Origin of the sequence: Streptomyces sp. NBC_01224, from assembly GCF_036002945.1 — a bacterium.
Taxonomy (GTDB): Bacteria; Actinomycetota; Actinomycetes; order Streptomycetales; family Streptomycetaceae; genus Streptomyces.
The window spans coordinates 3193934-3214099 of sequence record NZ_CP108529.1 but is presented as its reverse complement, the minus strand read 5'-3'; the positions used below and the strand labels follow the sequence as shown (position 1 = coordinate 3214099).

At 70.7% G+C, this 20166-nt stretch carries 18 protein-coding genes; 13 read left to right on the top strand and 5 right to left on the bottom strand.

The window, feature by feature from the left end:
- Positions 1-17 precede the first annotated feature (17 nt).
- Positions 18-1859: a DEAD/DEAH box helicase gene (locus tag OG609_RS13760; protein WP_327273068.1), complete on the bottom strand. Its 1842-nt coding sequence runs from the start codon at positions 1857-1859 to the stop codon at positions 18-20.
- Positions 1860-2330: 471 nt separating this feature from the next.
- Here OG609_RS13760 and OG609_RS13755 point away from each other — a divergent pair, with 471 nt between their 5' ends.
- Entirely contained in the window at positions 2331-3065 is a 735-nt protein-coding gene (locus tag OG609_RS13755; protein ID WP_327273067.1) for a ferritin-like fold-containing protein, read from the top strand.
- A gap of 53 nt (positions 3066-3118) precedes the next feature.
- On the opposite strand, the gene OG609_RS13750 is transcribed toward OG609_RS13755, so the two are convergent.
- The 4 genes from OG609_RS13750 to OG609_RS13735 all read right to left on the bottom strand — a co-directional run bounded on the left by OG609_RS13750 (position 3119) and on the right by OG609_RS13735 (position 5004).
- Positions 3119-3388, bottom strand: coding sequence for a hypothetical protein (locus OG609_RS13750; RefSeq protein ID WP_327273066.1), 270 nt, complete (start codon positions 3386-3388; stop codon positions 3119-3121).
- Positions 3389-3608: 220 nt separating this feature from the next.
- Positions 3609-3836: a DUF3107 domain-containing protein gene (locus OG609_RS13745; protein WP_218105578.1), complete on the bottom strand. Its 228-nt coding sequence runs from the start codon at positions 3834-3836 to the stop codon at positions 3609-3611.
- Between the two features lie 142 nt (positions 3837-3978).
- Positions 3979-4620, bottom strand: coding sequence for a TetR/AcrR family transcriptional regulator (locus OG609_RS13740; protein WP_030915445.1), 642 nt, complete (start codon positions 4618-4620; stop codon positions 3979-3981).
- Positions 4621-4788: 168 nt separating this feature from the next.
- Positions 4789-5004, bottom strand: coding sequence for a hypothetical protein (locus tag OG609_RS13735; protein ID WP_327273065.1), 216 nt, complete (start codon positions 5002-5004; stop codon positions 4789-4791).
- Between the two features lie 109 nt (positions 5005-5113).
- Between OG609_RS13735 and OG609_RS13730 the strand changes: the two genes are divergently transcribed.
- The 12 genes from OG609_RS13730 (at position 5114) to moeZ (ending at position 20105) form a co-directional block, all read left to right on the top strand.
- A complete protein-coding gene (locus OG609_RS13730; protein WP_327273064.1) occupies positions 5114-6076 on the top strand; it encodes an alpha/beta fold hydrolase in 963 nt (320 codons plus the stop codon).
- A gap of 8 nt (positions 6077-6084) precedes the next feature.
- Positions 6085-7341 (top strand): DUF3152 domain-containing protein, encoded by a 1257-nt coding sequence (locus tag OG609_RS13725; RefSeq protein ID WP_327273063.1) that lies wholly within the window; start codon positions 6085-6087, stop codon positions 7339-7341.
- Between the two features lie 167 nt (positions 7342-7508).
- Positions 7509-7604 (top strand): Ms4533A family Cys-rich leader peptide, encoded by a 96-nt coding sequence (locus tag OG609_RS13720; RefSeq protein WP_327273062.1) that lies wholly within the window; start codon positions 7509-7511, stop codon positions 7602-7604.
- A 228-nt stretch (positions 7605-7832) separates the two neighbouring features.
- Complete coding sequence (locus OG609_RS13715; protein ID WP_327273061.1) at positions 7833-9557, top strand: ABC transporter substrate-binding protein; 1725 nt, start codon at positions 7833-7835, stop codon at positions 9555-9557.
- A gap of 2 nt (positions 9558-9559) precedes the next feature.
- Complete coding sequence (locus OG609_RS13710; RefSeq protein WP_327273060.1) at positions 9560-10543, top strand: ABC transporter permease; 984 nt, start codon at positions 9560-9562, stop codon at positions 10541-10543.
- Positions 10540-11529 (top strand): ABC transporter permease, encoded by a 990-nt coding sequence (locus OG609_RS13705; RefSeq protein ID WP_327273059.1) that lies wholly within the window; start codon positions 10540-10542, stop codon positions 11527-11529. The genes OG609_RS13710 and OG609_RS13705 overlap by 4 nt, the downstream gene beginning before the upstream one ends.
- Positions 11526-13145: an ABC transporter ATP-binding protein gene (locus OG609_RS13700; protein WP_327273058.1), complete on the top strand. Its 1620-nt coding sequence runs from the start codon at positions 11526-11528 to the stop codon at positions 13143-13145. Before OG609_RS13705 ends, OG609_RS13700 begins: the two co-directional genes overlap by 4 nt.
- Positions 13146-13335: 190 nt before the next feature.
- Entirely contained in the window at positions 13336-15213 is a 1878-nt protein-coding gene (locus OG609_RS13695) for a DUF3492 domain-containing protein (RefSeq protein WP_327278041.1), read from the top strand.
- A 265-nt stretch (positions 15214-15478) separates the two neighbouring features.
- Positions 15479-16882 (top strand): hypothetical protein, encoded by a 1404-nt coding sequence (locus OG609_RS13690; protein WP_442818074.1) that lies wholly within the window; start codon positions 15479-15481, stop codon positions 16880-16882.
- Between the two features lie 182 nt (positions 16883-17064).
- Positions 17065-18030 (top strand): NAD-dependent epimerase/dehydratase family protein, encoded by a 966-nt coding sequence (locus OG609_RS13685; protein ID WP_327273057.1) that lies wholly within the window; start codon positions 17065-17067, stop codon positions 18028-18030.
- A complete protein-coding gene (locus OG609_RS13680; protein WP_327273056.1) occupies positions 18018-18842 on the top strand; it encodes a spherulation-specific family 4 protein in 825 nt (274 codons plus the stop codon). The genes OG609_RS13685 and OG609_RS13680 overlap by 13 nt, the downstream gene beginning before the upstream one ends.
- A gap of 84 nt (positions 18843-18926) precedes the next feature.
- On the top strand, positions 18927-20105 hold the full coding sequence (moeZ, locus tag OG609_RS13675) for an adenylyltransferase/sulfurtransferase MoeZ (RefSeq protein ID WP_114246509.1): 1179 nt from the start codon (positions 18927-18929) through the stop codon (positions 20103-20105).
- Positions 20106-20166 lie beyond the last annotated feature (61 nt).

Genomic DNA, 20166 nt, shown 5'->3' with positions numbered 1-20166 from the left:
CAATCAGCGCTCCGTGCTCAGCCCTCGGTCTTGGCGGCAGCCGCACGAGGCGCCCGCCGCCTCCGCGGCTTCGCCTCGCCCTCGGCGGCCGGGGCCTGGGCCACAGCCTCCGTCTTCGGCTTGGCTGCCGCACGGGTGCGGCGACGGGGCTTGGTCTCCGGGTTGGGCTCGGAGATCGGCGCGATCTGGAAGTCGACCTCGTCCTCGGCCGGCTTGATGACGCGGGCGCGGCGACGCGGCTTGGTCACCGTCCTCGCCTCGGGCACCGGCTCGGCGATGGGCGCGATCTGGAAGTCGACCTCGTCCGCGGCCGGCTTCACGACGGCGGCCCGGGTGCGGCGGCGCGGCTTGGTCTCGGTCGCGGGCTCGGCCTCGACCTCGGTCTTCGTGGCGACGGTGGCGGCCGGAGCCTCCACCGTGGTCACAGCGGCCTCGGCTGCGACGTCCGGGGCACCGACGCGGGTACGACGGCGGCGGCGCGGCGTACGCGGCTCCGACGGGGCGTCGTCCACCTCGGTGGACGGGGCCGGCACCGTGGCGGTGGCGGCGGCCTCCTCGACCGCGGAGCCGCCCCGCGTACGACGACGCTGACGCGGCGTACGCGGCGCACGCTCCTCACGGACGGCGGGCGCCGAGGACGCGGCGGAGGACTTGCGACCGCGGCCGCCCGTCTCGCCCAGGTCCTCGATCTCCTCGGCCCGCAGACCCGCACGGGTCCGCTCGGTGCGCGGCAGGACACCCTTGGTGCCGGCCGGGATGTCGAGCTCCTCGAAGAGGTGCGGAGAGGTGGAGTACGTCTCGACCGGGTCAGGGAACTTCAGGTCGAGCGCCTTGTTGATCAGCTGCCAGCGCGGGATGTCGTCCCAGTCGACCAGCGTGATCGCGATGCCCTTGGCGCCCGCACGGCCGGTCCGGCCGATGCGGTGGAGGTAGGTCTTCTCGTCCTCCGGCGACTGATAGTTGATGACGTGGGTCACACCCTCGACATCGATACCGCGGGCCGCCACGTCGGTGCAGACGAGCACGTCCACCTTGCCGTTGCGGAACGCGCGCAGTGCCTGCTCGCGCGCACCCTGGCCGAGGTCGCCGTGGACCGCGCCGGACGCGAAACCGCGCTTCTCCAGCTGCTCGGCGATGTCGGCGGCCGTGCGCTTCGTACGGCAGAAGATCATCGCGAGTCCGCGGCCGTTGGCCTGCAGGATGCGGGAGACCATTTCCGGCTTGTCCATCGAGTGGGCCCGGAAGACATGCTGCGAGATGTTCGCGACGGTCGCGCCCTCATCGTCGGGCGAGGTGGCGCGGATGTGCGTCGGCTGCGACATGTAGCGCCGTGCGAGGCCGATGACGGCGCCCGGCATGGTCGCCGAGAACAGCATCGTCTGCCGCTTCGGCGGAAGCATGGTGATGATCTTCTCGACGTCGGGCAGGAAGCCCAGGTCGAGCATCTCGTCGGCCTCGTCGAGCACGAGTGCGCGGACGTGCGAGAGGTCGAGCTTGCGCTGCCCGGCGAGGTCGAGCAGTCGGCCCGGGGTGCCGACGATCACATCGACGCCCTTCTTCAGGGCCTCGACCTGCGGCTCGTACGCGCGGCCGCCGTAGATGGCGAGAACGCGGACGTTACGCACCTTGCCGGCGGTCAGCAGGTCGTTGGTGACCTGCTGGCAGAGCTCGCGGGTGGGGACGACGACCAGCGCCTGCGGCGCCTCGGTCAGCTGCTCGGGCTCGGCCCGGCCCGCCTCGACGTCCGCGGGGACGGTGACGCGCTCCAGCAGCGGCAGACCGAAACCGAGGGTCTTGCCGGTGCCGGTCTTGGCCTGCCCGATGACATCGGAGCCGGAGAGCGCGACGGGGAGCGTCATCTCCTGGATGGGGAACGGGGACACAATGCCGACGGCCTCAAGGGCCTCGGCCGTCTCGGGAAGAATCCCGAGGTCTCGGAACGTAGTCAGGGTGCTGCCTCTTCTGTGAGACGCGGTCCGAGGCGAACGCTGGGGGTCGTACCGTGCCGGGGTTGGTCATCCGGCCGTGGATGGGCCGGGTGGCGCGGGACCACTGCCGTCGCTCGAGCGCTCGTGCCGCTGAGGGGGCCCCTCATCTGCGGTCGTACGTGGCGTACGCCCCGCGTGGAGGGCTGTCGGGTCGGAGCCGATCGGGCCACCGACCGGGCATCCTCATTCAATTTCGCGCCACCAGCCCAAAATACTGAGTAGACGCAATACCACTGTACCCCGGATTCGCGCATGTGTGTTGGGCGAATTCATCGGAACGGTGTGATGTCACTGGCTGGCCAGGCCCTTCCATCCCCCGTCGGTCGGGCTATTCTGCGGTTCATGGAGACGCCTGACAACGCCAATGAAGCCCCCGTGCTCACCGGAATCGCCGCCCAGGACTGGGCCACGGCATCCGTGGAGCCGCAGTACCGAGCAGCGGTCGTGGACCTGCTGGGAGCACTTGCGTACGGGGAGCTGGCGGCCTTCGAGCGGCTCGCCGAGGACGCCAAACTCGCGCCGACGCTGGCCGACAAGGCGGAGCTGGCAAAGATGGCCTCCGCCGAATTCCATCACTTCGAGCGGCTGACGGACCGGCTGACCGCGATCGAGGTGGAGCCGACGGGCGCGATGGAGCCGTTCGCCAAGGCGCTCGACGACTTCCACCGCCAGACCGCGCCGTCGGACTGGCTGGAGGGCCTGGTCAAGGCCTACGTCGGCGATTCCATCGCCAGCGACTTCTACCGCGAGGTCGCCGCCCGGCTCGACTCGGACACCCGCTCCCTCGTCCTCGCCGTGCTCGACGACACGGGGCACGGCAACTTCGCCGTCGAGAAGGTGCGCGCCGCGATCGAGGCCGACCCGCGTGTCGGTGGGCGGCTCGCGCTGTGGGCGCGCCGGCTGATGGGCGAGGCGCTCTCGCAGGCACAGCGGGTGGTGGCCGACCGCGACGCACTGTCGACGATGCTCGTCGGGGGAGTGGCCGACGGGTTCGACCTGGCGGAGGTCGGGCGGATGTTCTCGCGGATCACCGAGGCGCACACCAAGCGGATGGCCGCGCTCGGGCTCGCCGCGTAGTCGCGGTTTCACCGCGGCCGTCCGGCGTCCGTTCGCGCGGGTGCCGGACGGCTTCAGGCCGCCGCTGATCGGCTCAGGCGGTGGCTACCGGGGCGGACCAGTAGCGAGAGCGTCACGGCCCCGATCAGCACCGCGCCGATCAGCGTGGCCACGGCGTGGTCCGGGCCCAGCACCGAGTGCATGAGAAACGCACCGAACACCGCTCCCAGAGCGCCGGTGGCGAAGACGGCCCGGCGGGACGGGAGCCGGTGCGGCAGCGCGCGGAGCGCCACCCAGGCGAGGGCGAGTCCGAGCACGACGGAGCCGAGGAATTCCAAGATCACAGATGATCACCTCGCGAGTTGCGGGGCGGGTAAAACGGTCGTTAGCGGTACTACCCGAGGGTTGCGGAACGCAACCCTCCTTGAACAGGGTTCGCTCAGGAATCGCCCGGCTGACGGAAACGCGGACGCGGACCGATATAACGGGCCGGAAGAACGGAAAGCGGCCCGGTGGGGAATTCCCACCGGGCCGCTGCCACGGTCACCGCTTCGAGCGTGCTGCCTACAGCGCGCCGAACCCCACGCGGCGCGTGCTCGGCTCGCCGATCTCCACGTACGCGATCCGGTCGGCCGGCACCAGCACCTTGCGGCCCTTCTCGTCCGTGAGGCTGAGCAGCTGCGCCTTACCGGTGAGAGCCTCGGCGACCGTGCTCTCGACCTCTTCGGCGGAAAGCCCGCTCTCCAGAACGATCTCCCGGGGCGTGTGCTGCACCCCGATCTTGACCTCCACGGCTATGTCCCTCCGACGGTCAGTCCCTGCGCGGTGAACCGCGCCGTACGCAGCACACATTAGCCCGCTGAGGGGATCCGCCAGCGGTCGGCGGGCAACGCCCGCAGCGAACACGGGCGCCGGCCGCACCCGGCGGCTTCCGTCAGTGCTGATCGATGCCGTGCAGCGGGAAGCCCGCGATGCCTCGCCAGGCCAGCGAAGTGAGCAGCTGCACCGCCGTGTCCCGGGGAATGGCGGACTGGCTGGAGAGCCAGTAACGGGCGACCACCTGGGAGACACCGCCCAGACCCACCGCGAGCAGCATGGACTCGTCCTTGGACAGTCCCGTGTCACCGGCGATGACGTCGGAGATGGCCTCCGCGCACTGCAGCGATACCCGGTCGACGCGCTCGCGCACCGCGGGCTCATTGGTCAGGTCCGACTCGAAGACCAGCCGGAAGGCGCCGCCCTCGTCCTCGACGTATGCGAAGTACGCGTCCATCGTCGCGGCGACGCGCAGCTTGTTGTCGGTCGTCGACGCCAGCGCCGTACGGACCGCCTGGAGCAGCGACTCGCAGTGCTGGTCGAGCAGGGCCAGATAGAGCTCCAGCTTGCCCGGGAAGTGCTGATAGAGCACCGGCTTGCTGACCCCCGCCCGCTCGGCGATGTCGTCCATCGCGGCGGAGTGGTAACCCTGCGCCACAAATACTTCCTGCGCGGCGCCCAGCAGCTGGTTGCGTCGGGCGCGGCGGGGCAGTCGAGTGCCCCGCGGGCGCGCCGCCTCGGTCTGCTCGATGGCTGTCACGCCGCCTCCCAAATTTGTGATCGGACACAGCCTTTCCATGCACGCTGCGCCGTACAGCCATCGTACTTTTGGGTAACCCGGGTATGCGCGGCGCGGACGCAGAATTTCACGGACCGGACGGCTGCGGTAGCCATAGATTCGTCGACCGATGGGGCAAAGCGGGGCGTATCAGCGGTAATCATCTTCATCCTGTGTGACAACACGAGCCTGCTCCGCCGCATCCGCCTCATTGGCACTGTTCCGGTCGATGTCCGTGAGCGGTTCGTCCTGCCGCTGCTGGAGATCGGCCTGCTGCTCGGCGGCGTCCGCCCGGGGCGTCTCCTGGTCCGGTTCGTCCGGCTGGATGTTCTCGAAGGTCTCCGGGTCGCTGGGGTCGACCGTCATGGTGACTCCCTTCCTTGCTTCGAGCCTAGGAGCTACCCCTGCAAGCCGCTATGCGGTGTGTGACCGCGAACACATGAACCACGGTGTGATCGTCTCGTAACATTGCCGCATGTCTTCGACCGAGCTGCCGGGAGTCCGCGCCGCCACCGCGGTGGCCCCCATGGTGAGCACCGTCAGGGTCGCGGAGGGGGAGAAGCTGCGCTCCGCCGCGCTGCCCGGACTGACGCTGACCGTCCGATCCCGGCCGCCGGAGCGGACCGGGCTGCCGCCCGCGCTCTATGTGCACGGGCTCGGTGGCTCATCGCAGAACTGGTCGGCGCTGATGCCGCTGCTCCAGGACCTGGTGGACGGAGAGGCGGTCGACCTGCCCGGTTTCGGCGACTCGCCGCCGCCGGACGACGGCAACTACTCGGTCACCGGGCATGCCCGTGCCGTGATCCGGTTCCTCGACGCGGGGGAGCGCGGGCCCGTCCATCTGTTCGGCAATTCGCTCGGCGGCGCCGTGGCCACCCGGGTTGCCGCGGTCCGACCCGACCTGGTGCGCACCCTCACCCTCATCTCGCCCGCGCTCCCCGAGATCCGGGTGCAGTGGCCCGCTGTACCGACCGGACTGCTCGCCGTTCCGGGCGTCGCGAGCATGTTCGCCAGGATGACCAGGGACTGGACCGCGGAAGAGCGCACGCGCGGCGTCATGGCACTCTGTTACGGCGATCCGGCGCGCGTCTCCGAATCGGGCTTCCGTGAAGCGGTGGCCGAAATGGAGCGCCGGCTGGAGCTGCCGTACTTCTGGGACGCGATGGCGCGCTCGGCACGTGGCATCGTCGATGCGTACACGCTGGGCGGGCAGCACGGACTGTGGCGCCAGGCCGAGCGGGTGCTCGCGCCGACCCAGCTCGTGTACGGCGGACGGGACCAGCTGGTCTCGTACCGGATGGCACGCAGGGCGTCCGCGGCCTTCCGTGATTCGCGGCTGCTGACACTGCCCGACGCGGGGCACGTGGCGATGATGGAGTACCCGGAGGCGGTCGCCCAGGCCTTCCGGGAGCTGCTCGACGAACGCGGCGGGAGCTGATCCGGGGCGTGGGACGACATAGTCGAAAGGGCCCCAAACCCGCGGGGTCCGATATCGAGGCCGCCGTCGCGAATACAGGCGGTGACCGTGAGGCCATACGTCCGGGGCCCGGCAGTGGGCGGCGCCGGAGGCAGGCCGACACACCGGCCGGTGCGGATGGACACGCCCCGTTCCGGCAGACCGGCCACGTCCGCGGCGGCCACCCCGAACAGCGTGAACCCGGCGGCGGCTGGGGGACCGGGCCGCAGCAGACGGTGCCCCGGCGTGAGCAGCAGGTCGGTACCCGGCCACAGGTACCGGGTCCGCGGCGCGAGTTCGTCGAGGCGTTCGGCACGCCCCCCGCACCCCGTGGGCCTTCCGCCCCGCCGGTGCCGACGGCCGATCCGTACAGCTCGGTCGGCGAGTGGGACGAGCAGCCGCCGCACGGCGACGCCGACGCGCCGACGCCCGCCAAGGACGGCAAGGGCGCCAGGGGCCGTACCTTCACCGGCATCGCGGCCGCCGCGGTGACCACCGTGCTCGCGGTGGTCGTGGCCGGGCAGGTCGCCCACGACGGTGGCGGGACCAGTGCCGCGCAGCCCGCGGGTGTCGACCGGGACGGCACCGACGGCGCCTCTCGCTCGGACGACCGGCCGACCCCGAAGGTGGCGCAGGTCAAGGCTCTTTCGTACGCGGAGAAGATGGCCAAGGCATATCCGCTCTCCCCAAAGCTCCATGGGTCCGGGAAGTTCGAGGCGGTTCCGGGGACGGCGAAGGCCCCGGGCAGGGGCCACAAGTACCGCTACCGGATCGATGTCGAGAAGGGTCTCGGGCTCGACGCCTCGCTCTTTGCCCGTGCCGTCCAGGAGACGCTCAACGACGACCGCAGCTGGGCGCACGCCGGCGCCATGACGTTCGAGCGGATCTCCTCCGGCGACCCCGATTTCGTGATCACCCTGGCCAGTCCAGGAACCACCGGGGACTGGTGCCGGAAGTCGGGTCTGGACACGACCGAGGACAACGTCTCGTGCGACTCCGCGGCGACCGAACGCGTGATGATCAACGCCTACCGCTGGGCGCAGGGGTCGTCGACGTTCGGCCCGGACAAACTCTTCGCCTACCGTCAGATGCTGATCAACCATGAGGTCGGTCACCGGCTGGGGCACGACCATGTGAGTTGTCGCACGCCGGGAGCCCTCGCTCCGGTGATGCAGCAGCAGACGAAGTCCCTGAACATCAACAAGATCAAGTGCCGGCCCAACGCCTGGGTGTATCCGGGCAGTTGAATCAGAAAGGGCCGGGCCGGGGGTGTGCCGGGCCGTCCCGTCGATCGAGGCCGGGCTCCGCCGTCATCTGCCGACCGGGGCGTCCTCACCCGGATGCTGTCCGCATATTGAGATGATCGTCTCATTCTGCGTTGACATCCCCTGGGCGGTGATCCATATTTCTCGGCATGTCACGCAGCCCCGTCACCTCCGAACGCGCCGCCATAGAGCTGGCGCTCATCGGCGTGACCGGGCACAGCGTCGCCGACATCCACTGTTGCTGACGCCTGCCCGAGCGCGCGTCGGCCCTCTGCCCGAGCCCTGAAACGGCCCGGACAACCATGCACGACTGTCGCGCCTGGGCGCACTCCGTCCGCAGGCGCGACAGTTTCAGTGTTCCGGTCATCTTTTTCCATGTGCCGATCGGTTGTGTGCACTCGCTCTCGTTGCTGCCTGCACGGAAATTCCCTCCGTTCTTTTCTCCAGGCAGTACTCCGAGAGGTCACCTTCCGATGCGTCAACCGTCCGTCATATCGCGCCGCGTGGCAGCGGCCGCCGCAGTACTCGTCGTGGCTGCGGGTGCCGCGGCCTGCGGGCCCCAGGACAGCAAGGCCAGCGACGGCAATTCCGGCGCAGCGGGCACGCCCAAGAAGGGCGGCACGCTCACCGTCCTCAACAGCAAGCCGCAGGAGGACTTCGACCCCGCCCGGCTCTACACCTCCGGCGGTGGCAACGTCCCGTCCCTCGTCTTCCGTACGCTCACCACCCGCAACCGGGAGGACGGCGCGGCGGGCGCGAAGGTCGTCCCCGACCTGGCGACCGACCTGGGCACGCCCAGCAAGAACGCCACCGTGTGGACGTACACCCTCAAGGACGGCCTGAAATACGAGGACGGCGCCGCGATCACGAGTGCCGACATCAAGTACGGCATCGAGCGCTCCTTCGCCGCGGAGCTCTCCGGCGGTGCGCCCTACCTGCGCGACTGGCTGATCGGCGGGGCCGACTACCAGGGCCCGTACAAGGACAAGAAGGGCCTCGACTCGATCGAGACGCCCGACGCGAAGACGATCGTCTTCCACCTCAACAAGCCGGAGGGTGAATTCCCCTTCCTGGCCACGCAGACCCAGACGACCCCGGTGCCGAAGGCCAAGGACAAGGGCACCAAGTACGAGGAGCACCCGATCTCCTCGGGGCCGTACAAGGTCGTCAAGAACGAGGGCGACGGCGAGCGCCTCGTCCTGGAGCGCAACCCGCACTGGTCGGCCGCGACCGACGAGGAGCGCAAGGCCTACCCCGACCGGATCGACGTGCGCTCCGGGCTCGACTCCGCCGTCATCAACCAGCGCCTCTCCGCATCGCAGGGCGCCGACGCGGCCGCCGTCACCACCGACACCAACCTGGGCCCCGCCGAGCTTGCCAAGGTCACCGGCGACAAGAAGCTCGCCGCACGCGTCGGCACCGGCCACTTCGGCTACACCAACTACATCGCCTTCAATCCGAAGGTGAAGCCGTTCGACAACCCGAAGGTGCGCCAGGCGATCTCGTACGCCGTCGACCGCTCCTCCGTGGTCAACGCGGCCGGCGGCTCCTCGCTCGCCGAGCCCGCCACCACCTTCCTCCCCGACCAGAAGGCCTTCGGATACACCCCGTACGACCACTTCCCGGCCGGGAAGTCCGGCAACGCTGCCAAGGCCGAGGAACTGCTGAAGGAGGCCGGCTACCCCAAGGGGCTGACCGTCACCCTCACGCACTCCAACGACAAGGACTTCGCCACCAGCCCGGAGATCGCCACCGCGCTCCAGGAGGCGCTGAAGAAGGCCGGCATCACCGTCAAGCTCCGGGGCCTGGAGAGCAACGACTACTCCGACACGGTCTACAACGTGAAGAGTGAGCCCGGCTTCTTCCTCGGCGGCTGGGGTGCCGACTGGCCGTCCGGCGGGCCCTTCTTCGCACCGATCTTCGATGGACGCCAGATCGTCAAGTCCGGCTACAACTTCAACTCCGGCCAGCTGAACGACTCTGCGGTCAACAAGGAGATCGACGAGATCAACAAGCTGACCGACCTGAACGCCGCCGCGAAGCGCTGGGGCGCGCTCGACGAGAAGGTCGGTGAGCAGGCACTGACCGTGCCGCTGTTCCACCCGGTCTACAAGCGCCTGTACGGCGAGTCCATCAAGAACGTCGTGATCAGCGACTGGACCGGTGTGCTCGACATCTCGCAGGTCGCGGTCAAGTAACCATGGCCGAAGCTCTACTGGCCGAGGAGGCGGGGGCCGTCAAGGCCCCCGCCTCCGGGGCCCATCCGTTCTGGCGGCGGCTGCGCGCCCGGCGCGCGGCCCTCGTGGCGGCCGTCGTCGTCGCCCTGCTGGTCCTGATCGCGCTCGCCGCACCGCTGCTCGCGGGCATCGAGGGCCAGGACCCCACCACGTACCACCCGGAACTCGTCGACTCCGCCACCGGCGGGGTGCCGCTCGGCTCCTTCGGCGGGATCAGCGCCGAGCACTGGCTCGGCGTCGAACCGCTCACCGGACGCGACCTGTTCGCACGCGTCGTCCACGGGGCACGGGTCTCGCTCGGCGTCGCGCTCGCCGCCACCCTGCTCCAGGTGATCATCGGGGTCGGCGTCGGCCTCGCGGCCGGGCTCGGCAACCGCTTCGTCGACCAGGCGCTCAGCCGGGTCACCGACGTCGTGGTCGCGTTGCCCGTCATGGTGATCGCGCTCGGCGCGCTCGCCGTCGTCCCCACGAGCTTCCCGCGCCCGGTCCTGATCGCCGTGATCATCGGCCTGGTCGGCTGGTCCGGCATCTCGAAGATCGTGCGCGCCCAGACGCTCGCGCTGAAATCGCTCGACCACGTCTCCGCCGCCCGGCTCAGCGGCTGGGGCTCCTGGCAGATCGCCAAGCGGGAACTGCTGCCCGCGCTGGCCGCGCCCGTCATCACGTACGCCGTGCTGCTCTTCCCGGCCGACATCGTCGTCGAAGCGGCTCTGTCCTTCCTCGGCGTCGGCATCAAGCCGCCCACACCCTCCTGGGGGCAGATGCTCAGCGACGCCGACACCTGGTACCAGGCGGCGCCCACCTATCTGCTGATCCCGGCCCTGCTGCTCTTCGTCACGGTGCTGGCGCTGACCGTCCTCGGTGAGGGCGTACGCACCGCACTCGACCCGCGCGCCGAATCCCGGCTGCGGATCGGCACCGGCCGGAAGAAGGAGACCGACGCATGACGTGGTTTTTGCTCAGGCGCCTCGGCGGGGCGCTCTTCGTGCTGCTCGCGCTCAGCATCGTCGTCTACGCGGCCTTCTACGTCGCCCCCGGCAACGTCGCACAGATCGCCTGCGGTCCGCGCTGCTCGCCCGCGCAGGTGGCACAGGTAAGCGAACAGCTGCACCTGGGCGACCCGTTGTACATGCAGTACGCGCACTTCCTCCAGGGCCTCTTCGCCGGCCGCGACTACTCGACCGGAACCGGGGTGCTGCACTGCCAGGCGCCCTGCCTGGGGCTCTCGTACCAGAGCGACCAGCAGGTCACCGAGCTGATCCTGGCCAAGCTCCCGGCGACCGCCTCGCTCGCCGTCGGCGCCTTCGTGCTGTGGATGCTGCTCGGTGTCGGCACCGGGCTGCTCTCGGTGTGGCGGCGGGGGCGGCTGACCGAGCGCATCCTCACCGGGATCACCCTGGCCGGCATGGCCACGCCGGTCTTCGTCATCGGCCTGCTGCTGATCATCATCCTGGTCACGGCGCTCCAGATCCTGCCGTTCCCGGACTATGTGCCCCTCACCGAGAGCCCCGAGCAGTGGGCCTGGAACCTGCTGCTGCCCTGGATCTCGCTGGCGCTGGTGTCCGCGGCCCCGTACGCCCGGATGACCCGGGCCTCGATGCTGGAGACCCTGGCCGAGGACCATGTGCGCACCTTCAGGGCGTACGGGGTCAGCGAGCGGGCGCTCGTCGGGCGGCACGCGCTGCGCGGTGCGCTGGCGCCGGTGATCGCGCTCGGCGCACTGGACATCGGCTCGATGTTCGGCGGCGCCGTACTCACCGAATCCCTCTTCGGGATCCCGGGGGTCGGCCGCGAACTCGTCGACGCCGTGAAGCACGTGGACCTTCCGGTGGTCGTCGGTCTGGTGCTCGTCACCGGATTCTTCGTCGTCCTTGCCAATGCCGTCGCGGACATTCTGCAGGCGATGGCCGACCGACGGGTGGTGCTGGCATGAGCCTGGTCGAAGTCTCCGATCTCTCGATCTCGTTCGGTGACGTACGAGCGGTGGAGAAGCTGTCGTTCTCACTGGAGGCCGGCGGCGCACTCGGCGTCGTCGGTGAGTCCGGCTCCGGCAAGAGTGCGTCGGCGTACGCCCTGCTCGGACTGCACCGGGGGACCGGGGCCCGGGTCGGCGGCTCGATCCGGGTCGCCGGGGTGGACGTGACCGCGGCGGACGACGCGGAACTGCGCGCCCTGCGGGGCGCGAAGGCGGCGATGGTCTTCCAGGACCCGTTGTCCTCGCTGGACCCGTACTACGCGGTGGGCGACCAGATCGCCCAGGTGTACCGGGTCCACAACCGGGCCTCCCGGCGGGTGGCGCGGGCCCGGGCCGTCGAGGTGCTGGACCGGGTCGGGATTCCCGACGCGATACGGCGCTCCCGGTCCCGGCCGCACGAGTTCTCCGGCGGGATGCGGCAGCGGGCACTGATCGCGATGGCCCTGGCCTGCGAACCCCAGCTGCTGATCGCCGACGAGCCGACGACCGCCCTGGACGTCACCGTCCAGGCCCAGATCCTGGATCTGCTGCACAATCTGCGGCGGGAGACGGGCATGGGGTTGCTGCTGGTCACGCATGACGTGGGCGTGGCGGCCGAATCGGTCGACGAGGTACTGGTCATGCAGTCGGGGCGGGCGGTGGAACGGGGGCCGGTGGGCGAGGTGCTCGTGGCGCCGCGCGAGCCGTACACGCAGGCGCTGCTGGCGGCGGTGCCACGCATTCCGGCCCGCCCGGCGGCCTCGGACGACAAGCCGGCCGCGGGCGAGGGCGAGGCATCGGTCGATGGTGAGGAACTCGTCGGGAGTGAGCCGCTTGTCGAGGCCGTCGACGTCCGGCAGGTGTTCGGCAGGGGCAAGTCCGCCCTCGCCGCTGTCGACGGTGTCTCCCTCACAGTCCGGCGCGGCGAAACCCTCGGCATCGTCGGCGAGAGCGGCAGCGGAAAGACCACCCTCGGGCGGATGCTCGTAGGACTGCTGGAGCCCACCTCCGGGCGGCTCACCCGCCGGGCCCGGGTGCAGATGGTCTTCCAGGACCCCGTCTCCTCCCTCAACCCGCGACGCTCGATCGGTGAATCGGTCGCCGACCCGCTGCGGGCTTCCGGGGAGCGCGACGAGGTCGTGATCCGGGCCCGGGTACGGGATCTGCTGAAGCGGGTCGGGCTCGACCCCGAGCAGTACGACCGCTACCCGCACGAGTTCAGCGGCGGACAGCGCCAGCGCGTCGGGATCGCACGGGCGCTGGCCGCCGAGCCGGAACTGATCGTCTGCGACGAGGCCGTCTCCGCACTCGATGTGACGACCCAGGCCCAGGTGACCGCCCTGCTGGCGCAGTTGCAGCGGGAGCTGGGGCTCGCCCTGGTCTTCATCGCGCACGACCTCGCCGTCGTACGGCAGGTCAGCGACCGGGTCGCCGTCATGCGGCGGGGCCGGATCGTCGAGGAGGGTGAGGTGGACCAGGTGTACGGAGACCCCCGGGACCCGTACACCAAGCAGCTCCTGGCGGCCGTTCCCGCGCTCGATCCGGCGCTCGCGGCAGTGCGCCGCGCAGCCCGCAAGGAACTGGCCGCAGCCTGACCGTGCGTGACCGGCCACTCCCATAGCGCGACAGAACGCCACCGGGGTGGGAAAGTTACGACGGTTCACCCCTTTCGGTGGCGCGACGGACAACCGTCCGTCGCGCCACCGGCGTATCCGCTTACGGTCGTCCCGCTGTGAGTCGCCGTTCCAACGGTGGCCGACCACAAGGGAGATCGGGGGTGTGCTCGTGCGGATCGGACTCCTCACCGACGGTGGTTATCCGTATGCGACCGGTGAGTCCAGACTCTGGTGCGACCGTCTGGTGCGCGGACTCTCGCAGCACGAGTTCGATCTCTTCGCGCTCAGCCGCTCCGCCGAACAGGAAGCGCAGGGCTGGGTCCAGCTTCCGGCAGAGGTCAGCCGGGTACGGACGGCGCCGCTGTGGACGACCGACGAGGACATCCTGGGCACCCACGCCTCCAAGGGGCTGCTCGCCCGGATGGTGACGGGCGGGGGCGGACGCTCGTACGGACGGCGCGAACGACAGCGCTTCACCGCGTACTTCACGGCTCTCGCGGCCTCTGTCTGCACGGCGGATACGACGAGCGGCGAGGACGATGCCGCAGGCGCAGGCGCAGGCGCAGGCGCAGGCGCGAGCGCGAGGCCGAGCGGGGGCGGGGGCGCGGGCTTCGGCGAACGGAGCGAAGACGGGCGTACAGGGCGTACGACCGCCGGCGTCGCGGACACGCAGTTCACGGAGGGCCTGTACGGCCTGGCCGAACTGGCCCGCGAACACGGGGGGCTCCCAGCGGCGCTCCGCTCCGAAACCGCCGTACGCATGCTCGAAGCCGCCTGCCGTGCCCCGGGCACCGGGCGCACCGTCCAGACCGCCACCGTCCCCGACTTCCTCGCCTTCGCCCGGGAACTCGACCGGGTACTGCGCCCGCTCTCCCTCGACTGGTACGACGAGGAGAGCCTCGGCGCGGTCGACCTCTGCCACGCCACATCCGGTGGTGCCGCGGCGCTGCCGGGGCTGCTGGCCAAACGCTTCTTCGGGGTACCCCTGCTGGTCACCGAGCACGGCGTGCAACTGCGGGCGCACTACCTCGCAGCGGCCGACACCCCCCTGAGCGCGCCGGTGCGCGCCCTGCTCTCCAACTTCCACGGACGGCTCGCCACCGAGGTGTACCGGCAGGCCGCGATCGTCACCCCCGGCAACACCCACGCCCGCCGCTGGCAGGAACGGTGCGGCGCCGAGCGCGAGAAGCTGCGCACAGTCCACCCTGGCATGGAGTCCGGCAGGTTCACGGCCCTGGGGGAGAGCGGCGACAGCGGTCCCGACGACACGCTGGTCTGGGTCGGCCGGATCGAGCCCGCCAAGGACCTGATCGCGCTGCTGCACGCCTTCGCGGAGGTGCGGAAGGCCGAACCGGACGCCCGGCTGCGGATCATCGGCGCTCCGGCCCAGGGCCCGGAAGGCAGCACCTATCTCGCGCACTGCCGGGCGCTCGCCGCCCAGCTGTTCCCCGACGAGGCCACGGATGCACACGCCGTCGGCGACAACCCGGTCTCCTTCGAGGACATCGGAGGAGCCGAGGTGCCGGATCTGTCGGAGGCCTATGCGGCGGGCGGGGTCGTCGTCCTCTCCAGCGTTGTCGAAGGCTTCCCCATCAGCCTCGTCGAGGCGATGTTCTGCGGCCGGGCCACGGTGTCGACGGACGTCGGCGCGGTGGTCGAAGTCATCGGCGGTACCGGGCTCGTGGTGCCCCCGCGCAATCCCCGGGCGCTCGCCGACGCCTGCCTCGCACTGCTGCGCGACCCCGAGCGCCGCGCGCGGCTCGGAGCGGCGGCGCGCGCCCGCGCGCTCGAACTCTTCACCGTCGAACAGAACCTCGCGGCATTTCGCGGCATCTACCTGGAGCTGATCTCGCACGCCCCGGTGCGAAGGGAGGCAGACACGGTGAATGCCGACGGCGAACCGCGCCCGTTCGCCACCCCGCCCGAGGCGCATGTCCAGGGCCCGTGGACGGCCTCGGGCCCCGCCCCGGCAGGCGCGGTCGACCGCACACCCAGCTGGGCCGCCGTCTGCGCGGGAGCTCGGGGAGCGGGTGGCGGCGATGTGTGAACAGCAACAGGGAACAGCCGGGCGGGGCCGCAGCGGCGGGCCGGGACGGCCCGACGCAGTCGGCGACGATCACGGAGGAATCACCATGGGCGGCCCGACCGAGGTGCCCGACGCACCCGCCACACCGACCACCGGCGGAAGCTGGGACCTCCGCTCGTGGGCGCTCGTCTCCGAGACCCTCGGCTCCGAGATCTCGGAGCCGGTGTGGGGCTCGCCGGACCCGGACCAGGCAGCGGTGGCGGCAGCTGCGGGCGAGCCCGTGGGCGTGCCGGACGATGCCGCCCGGAACGAGGCTTCTCGGGTCGTCGAGGCCGGTGACGTATCGGCCGAGGCCGGTCGCCCCCTTACGGCTCCGGACGCCGAGCCCGCCTCCGCACCGAAAGCCACAGAGAAAGCAGCCCCGGAAGAAGCGGCCACAGAGAAAGCGGCCACGGAGAAAGCCACCCCGGAGAACACCGCCGCAGAGCAGGTTCCCGCAGAGCAGACCTTCGCGGAGCGGACCTCCGCAGAGAGGGCCGCGACTCCCCGCGCCCCCGAGATCGCGCGCGCAGCTCCGGCGCGCAAGCTCAACGCCTCGCGCCGCGGTCCCGCCGACCCCGTGAAATCGCTGATGCACCGCCATCGCGAGCTGTGCGAGCGGGCCGTCGATCCGCTGGAGATCGCCGCCGGGCTCGAAGCCCATGGCGTCACCGACCGCGCCGCCGCCCGCTACCGGCACCGCGATGTCTTCTCGCTCGCCGAGGAGCTCTTCGCCCGGGTACCCGCCGTGACGGGCGAGCCCGCGACAGCGCTCCGCGCGACGGAGCGCGACACCGAGACACGCGCCGCCTGGTCGCTCCGCGCACTGGTGCCGGGCGCGGCCTGCATCGCGACCGCCGGCGCACTGAGGGTTACCGAGGGGGTGCTCGGAGGCCAGGGACGGCTTGCGATCGCCCTCATCGGAGCGCTCGTCGGCATTGTCGGACTCGCCCTCAGCCTGCGCAGCGGCCCCCTGCGCGCCGAAGGCCGGTCCTCGGGCCCCGCCCATGTGTACGGCTGCTGGCTCCTCGGCTATGTCCTGTACGGCGAAGCACTGCTCGACCAGGTACTCAGCGGCGGCCCCGAAGGCCCCTGGACGCTCACCCCCGCACCGCTGCTGGGGCTGGCCCTCTCCGTCGCCCCGGCCGCTTGGTGCGCGCACCTCTTCTCCGTACACGCACACCGCAAACTCATCGTCAGCCGCGCACTGGAGGAGTTCGCCGCAGGTGTGCGCCCCCTGCTGTTCGGAGCCGTCGCACTCCACCTGTGCGTCCTCGCCGGGCTGCTCTACGTCGCGCATCTGGGGTACGGGGGCGGCGGCGCCTTCGTCGGGGCGGCCGCGCTCGGTGTGCTGCTCCTGCTGGCCCGGCTGCTGACCGTGCACGGCTTCCCGGAACCCGCCGCCGTCGGACTCGCCGCCGCCTGCGTCCTCGAAGCGCTGGCACCCGCACTGGTCCTGGCCGGGCGGCTGCCCGGTCTGCACTTCCTCGCCCGTCCCGTCGACGCCCTTGTCATGGCGGCCGGCACCGGAGCCGTACCCGCCGTCGCCTGTGGCGCAGCCGCGCTCGGGCTGCTGATCAGCGCCACTGTCGCCCTCTCCCGGGCATCCGCCCACACCACACCCGGTGACGAAACCCGCACCACCGCGTAACCCGCGCGACCGAAGCCGCACCACCGATCCACCCCCACATACGAACCACCCGCACGCCCCCCGCGGAGCCGACGTTGCGGGTCCTTTCCCCGTACCGCACCACACTTCCTGAAGGAGACACCGGACATGACCCCCCAATCCCCCGCACCGGCAGCCCGCCGTCGGCACCGAGGGGGCGCGCGATGAGGGTGCTGCTGCTCGGAGCCAACGGATTCCTCGGCCGGTTCGTGGCCGACCGCCTCCTCGCCGACCCCGCCGTGCACCTCACGGCGCTCGGCCGCGGCGACGACGCCGACGTGCGGTTCGACCTCGCCGGCGGCAGCCCCGGCGCGCTGACCCGCTTCCTGGACGCCGTCCACCCCGGAGTCGTCGTCAACTGCGCGGGCGCCACCCGCGGTGGGGCCCGCGATCTGACCCGCCACAACACCGTCGCCGTCGCCACCGTCTGCGAGGCAATGCGACGCAGCGGCTGTACGGCCCGTCTCGTCCAGGTCGGCTGTTCGTCGGAGTACGGGCCCTCGCAGCCCGGCTCATCGACCGCGGAGGACGCAATTCCGCGCCCCGGCGGCCCGTACGGCGTCAGCAAGCTCGCAGCCACCGAACTCGTCCTCGGCTCCGGCCTCGACGCGGTCGTACTGCGGGTCTTCTCCCCGGTCGGCCCCGGCACCCCGGCCGGTTCCCCGCTCGGCAGGCTCGCCGAGGCGATGCGCCGGGCCATGCAGTCCGGCGACGGCGAGCTGAAGCTCAGCGGCCTCGGAGTGCAGCGCGACTTCGTCGACGTACGCGATGTCGCGCGCGCCGTGCACGCCGCCTCTCTCTCCGCCGCGCAGGGCGTCGTCAACATCGGCACCGGCCGCGCCGTGCGGCTCCGGGACGCGGCCGCCGTCCTTGCCAGGGTCGCCGGATACGCGGGCGCACTCCACGAACTCGACGCGCCCCCGCCCCGGCTGCCCATCGGCGCCCCGCGCACCTCCACCGAGTCGGTCATCGAGCATCTCTCGGCGACCCCCTCCCCGTACCCGGACGGCTGCGGTGCCTGGCAGCAGGCCGACGTCCGCACCGCCAGGGACCGGCTCGGCTGGCGCCCCCGGATCAATCTGGAGGAGTCCCTCGCCGACATCTGGATGGAGGCGGCGTGCCGTATCTGACCTCCACCGAGACCGCCCGCCGGACCAGCGGGGCCGAACAACTCGGCTTCGGCGTCCCCGGTTACGCGCATCCGCTGCTCGCCCCCACCGAATGGGCCGAGCTCGCCCGCCCCGGCACCCCGCTGCACTGGGCGGTCCTCAACATCGACAACGGCCCCGGCGCCCGCCCCGACCCGCACTGTCTGGAGGCCGCGGGCCGGCTCCGCAACGCGCGGGAGCGGGCCGTGCACGGCGAGGTCCCGCAGGACTCCATCCGGGCGGCGGGCGGCCGGCTGCTCGGCCACCTCGATCTGGCCTTCGGCAGCCGCTCTTTCGGGGAGCTGATCAGCGACGCGCAGTCCTTCCTCGACTGGTACCGCGTCGACGGCTTCTATCTCGGCCGATGCCCGGCCGGGCGTGCCGACCTCGCGGCGGTGCGCCGTCTCACCAGCACACTCGCCACGCTTCTCGAGCACGGCGACTACGGGGAGGAGCACGGGCTGCTGGTGCTGGGCCTGGGCACCCATCCGCATCCGGGCTATGCCGAGGCCGCCGACCAGCTGGTCACCTTCTGCGGACCGTGGACCGACTACCGCTGGTCGCAGGTGGCGGAGTGGACCGCCGCCTATCCGCCGGAGAGGTTCGCGCACTTCGTCCACGGCGTTCCGCGTACCCACCTCGAAGAGGCCATGCGCATCGCCCGCTGGCAGGGCGCGGGCACGATCTTCTTCACGGACCGGGACAGCCGGCACGGACAAATGGACCCGTTCGCGGCGCTGCCCAGGTACTGGGACGAAATCGTCTCGCGGATCGGACCTGGTATCTCGGAATGAGGAGGGGCGTGGCAGTGTTACGGGTGAACAACCGTACGTAGATGAAGTACGTAGAAACCGACCACCTGCATTGTTGAGGTTCCTGTGTCGCTGCCACCCCTGGTCGAGCCAGCTGCTGAGCTCACCGTCGACGAGGTCCGCAGGTACTCCCGCCACCTGATCATCCCGGATGTCGGGATGGACGGACAGAAGCGGCTGAAGAACGCAAAGGTGCTCTGTGTCGGCGCCGGCGGTCTCGGTTCGCCGGCCCTGATGTACCTGGCCGCCGCCGGTGTCGGCACGCTCGGCATCGTGGAGTTCGACGAGGTCGACGAGTCGAACCTGCAGCGCCAGATCATCCACAGCCAGGCCGACATCGGTCGCTCCAAGGCCGAGTCCGCCAAGGACTCGGTGCTGGGCATCAACCCGTACGTGAATGTGGTCCTTCACGAGGAGCGGCTCGAAGCCGACAACGTGATGGACATCTTCGCCCAGTACGACCTGATCGTGGACGGCACGGACAACTTCGCCACCCGCTATCTGGTCAACGACGCAGCCGTACTGCTGAACAAGCCGTACATCTGGGGCTCGATCTACCGGTTCGACGGCCAGGCGTCCGTCTTCTGGTCCGAGCACGGCCCCTGCTACCGCTGCCTCTACCCGGAGCCGCCCCCGCCGGGCATGGTCCCCTCCTGCGCCGAGGGCGGCGTGCTCGGGGTTCTCTGCGCCTCGGTCGGCTCCATCCAGGTCACGGAGGCCATCAAGCTGCTCGCCGGTATCGGCGACCCGCTGGTCGGCCGACTGATGATCTACGACGCCCTGGAGATGCAGTACCGCCAGGTCAAGGTCCGCAAGGACCCCGACTGCGCGGTCTGCGGCGAGAACCCGACCGTCACCGAGCTCATCGACTACGAGGCCTTCTGCGGCGTCGTGTCCGAGGAGGCCCAGGAGGCGGCGCTCGGCTCCACGATCACTCCCAAGCAGCTCAAGGAGTGGATCGACGCGGACGAGAAGATCGAGATCATCGACGTCCGTGAGCCGAACGAGTTCGAGATCGTCTCGATCCCCGGCGCCCGGCTGATCCCGAAGAACGAGTTCCTGATGGGCAACGCCCTCCAGGACCTCCCGCAGGACAAGCGCATCGTCCTGCACTGCAAGACCGGTGTCCGCAGCGCCGAGGTCCTCGCAGTTCTCAAGTCGGCGGGCTTCGCCGACGCGGTGCACGTGGGCGGCGGCGTGATCGGCTGGGTCAACCAGATCGAGCCCGAGAAGCCGGTGTACTAAACGCTCAGCATGCCGAAGGGGCCGGTCCGCGCACTGCGGACCGGCCCCTTCGGCATGCACA

Bases quoted from the DNA above. Each gene is read 5' to 3' on its own strand.
- OG609_RS13760 (WP_327273068.1), bottom strand. From the start codon at position 1,859: ATGACGCTCCCCGTCGCGCTCTCCGGCTCCGATGTCATCGGGCAGGCC.
- OG609_RS13755 (WP_327273067.1), top strand. From the start codon at position 2,331: ATGGAGACGCCTGACAACGCCAATGAAGCCCCCGTGCTCACCGGAATC.
- OG609_RS13735 (WP_327273065.1), bottom strand. From the start codon at position 5,004: ATGACGGTCGACCCCAGCGACCCGGAGACCTTCGAGAACATCCAGCCG.
- OG609_RS13730 (WP_327273064.1), top strand. From the start codon at position 5,114: ATGTCTTCGACCGAGCTGCCGGGAGTCCGCGCCGCCACCGCGGTGGCC.
- OG609_RS13720 (WP_327273062.1), top strand. From the start codon at position 7,509: ATGTCACGCAGCCCCGTCACCTCCGAACGCGCCGCCATAGAGCTGGCG.
- OG609_RS13715 (WP_327273061.1), top strand. From the start codon at position 7,833: ATGCGTCAACCGTCCGTCATATCGCGCCGCGTGGCAGCGGCCGCCGCA.
- OG609_RS13710 (WP_327273060.1), top strand. From the start codon at position 9,560: ATGGCCGAAGCTCTACTGGCCGAGGAGGCGGGGGCCGTCAAGGCCCCC.
- OG609_RS13705 (WP_327273059.1), top strand. From the start codon at position 10,540: ATGACGTGGTTTTTGCTCAGGCGCCTCGGCGGGGCGCTCTTCGTGCTG.
- OG609_RS13700 (WP_327273058.1), top strand. From the start codon at position 11,526: ATGAGCCTGGTCGAAGTCTCCGATCTCTCGATCTCGTTCGGTGACGTA.
- OG609_RS13685 (WP_327273057.1), top strand. From the start codon at position 17,065: ATGAGGGTGCTGCTGCTCGGAGCCAACGGATTCCTCGGCCGGTTCGTG.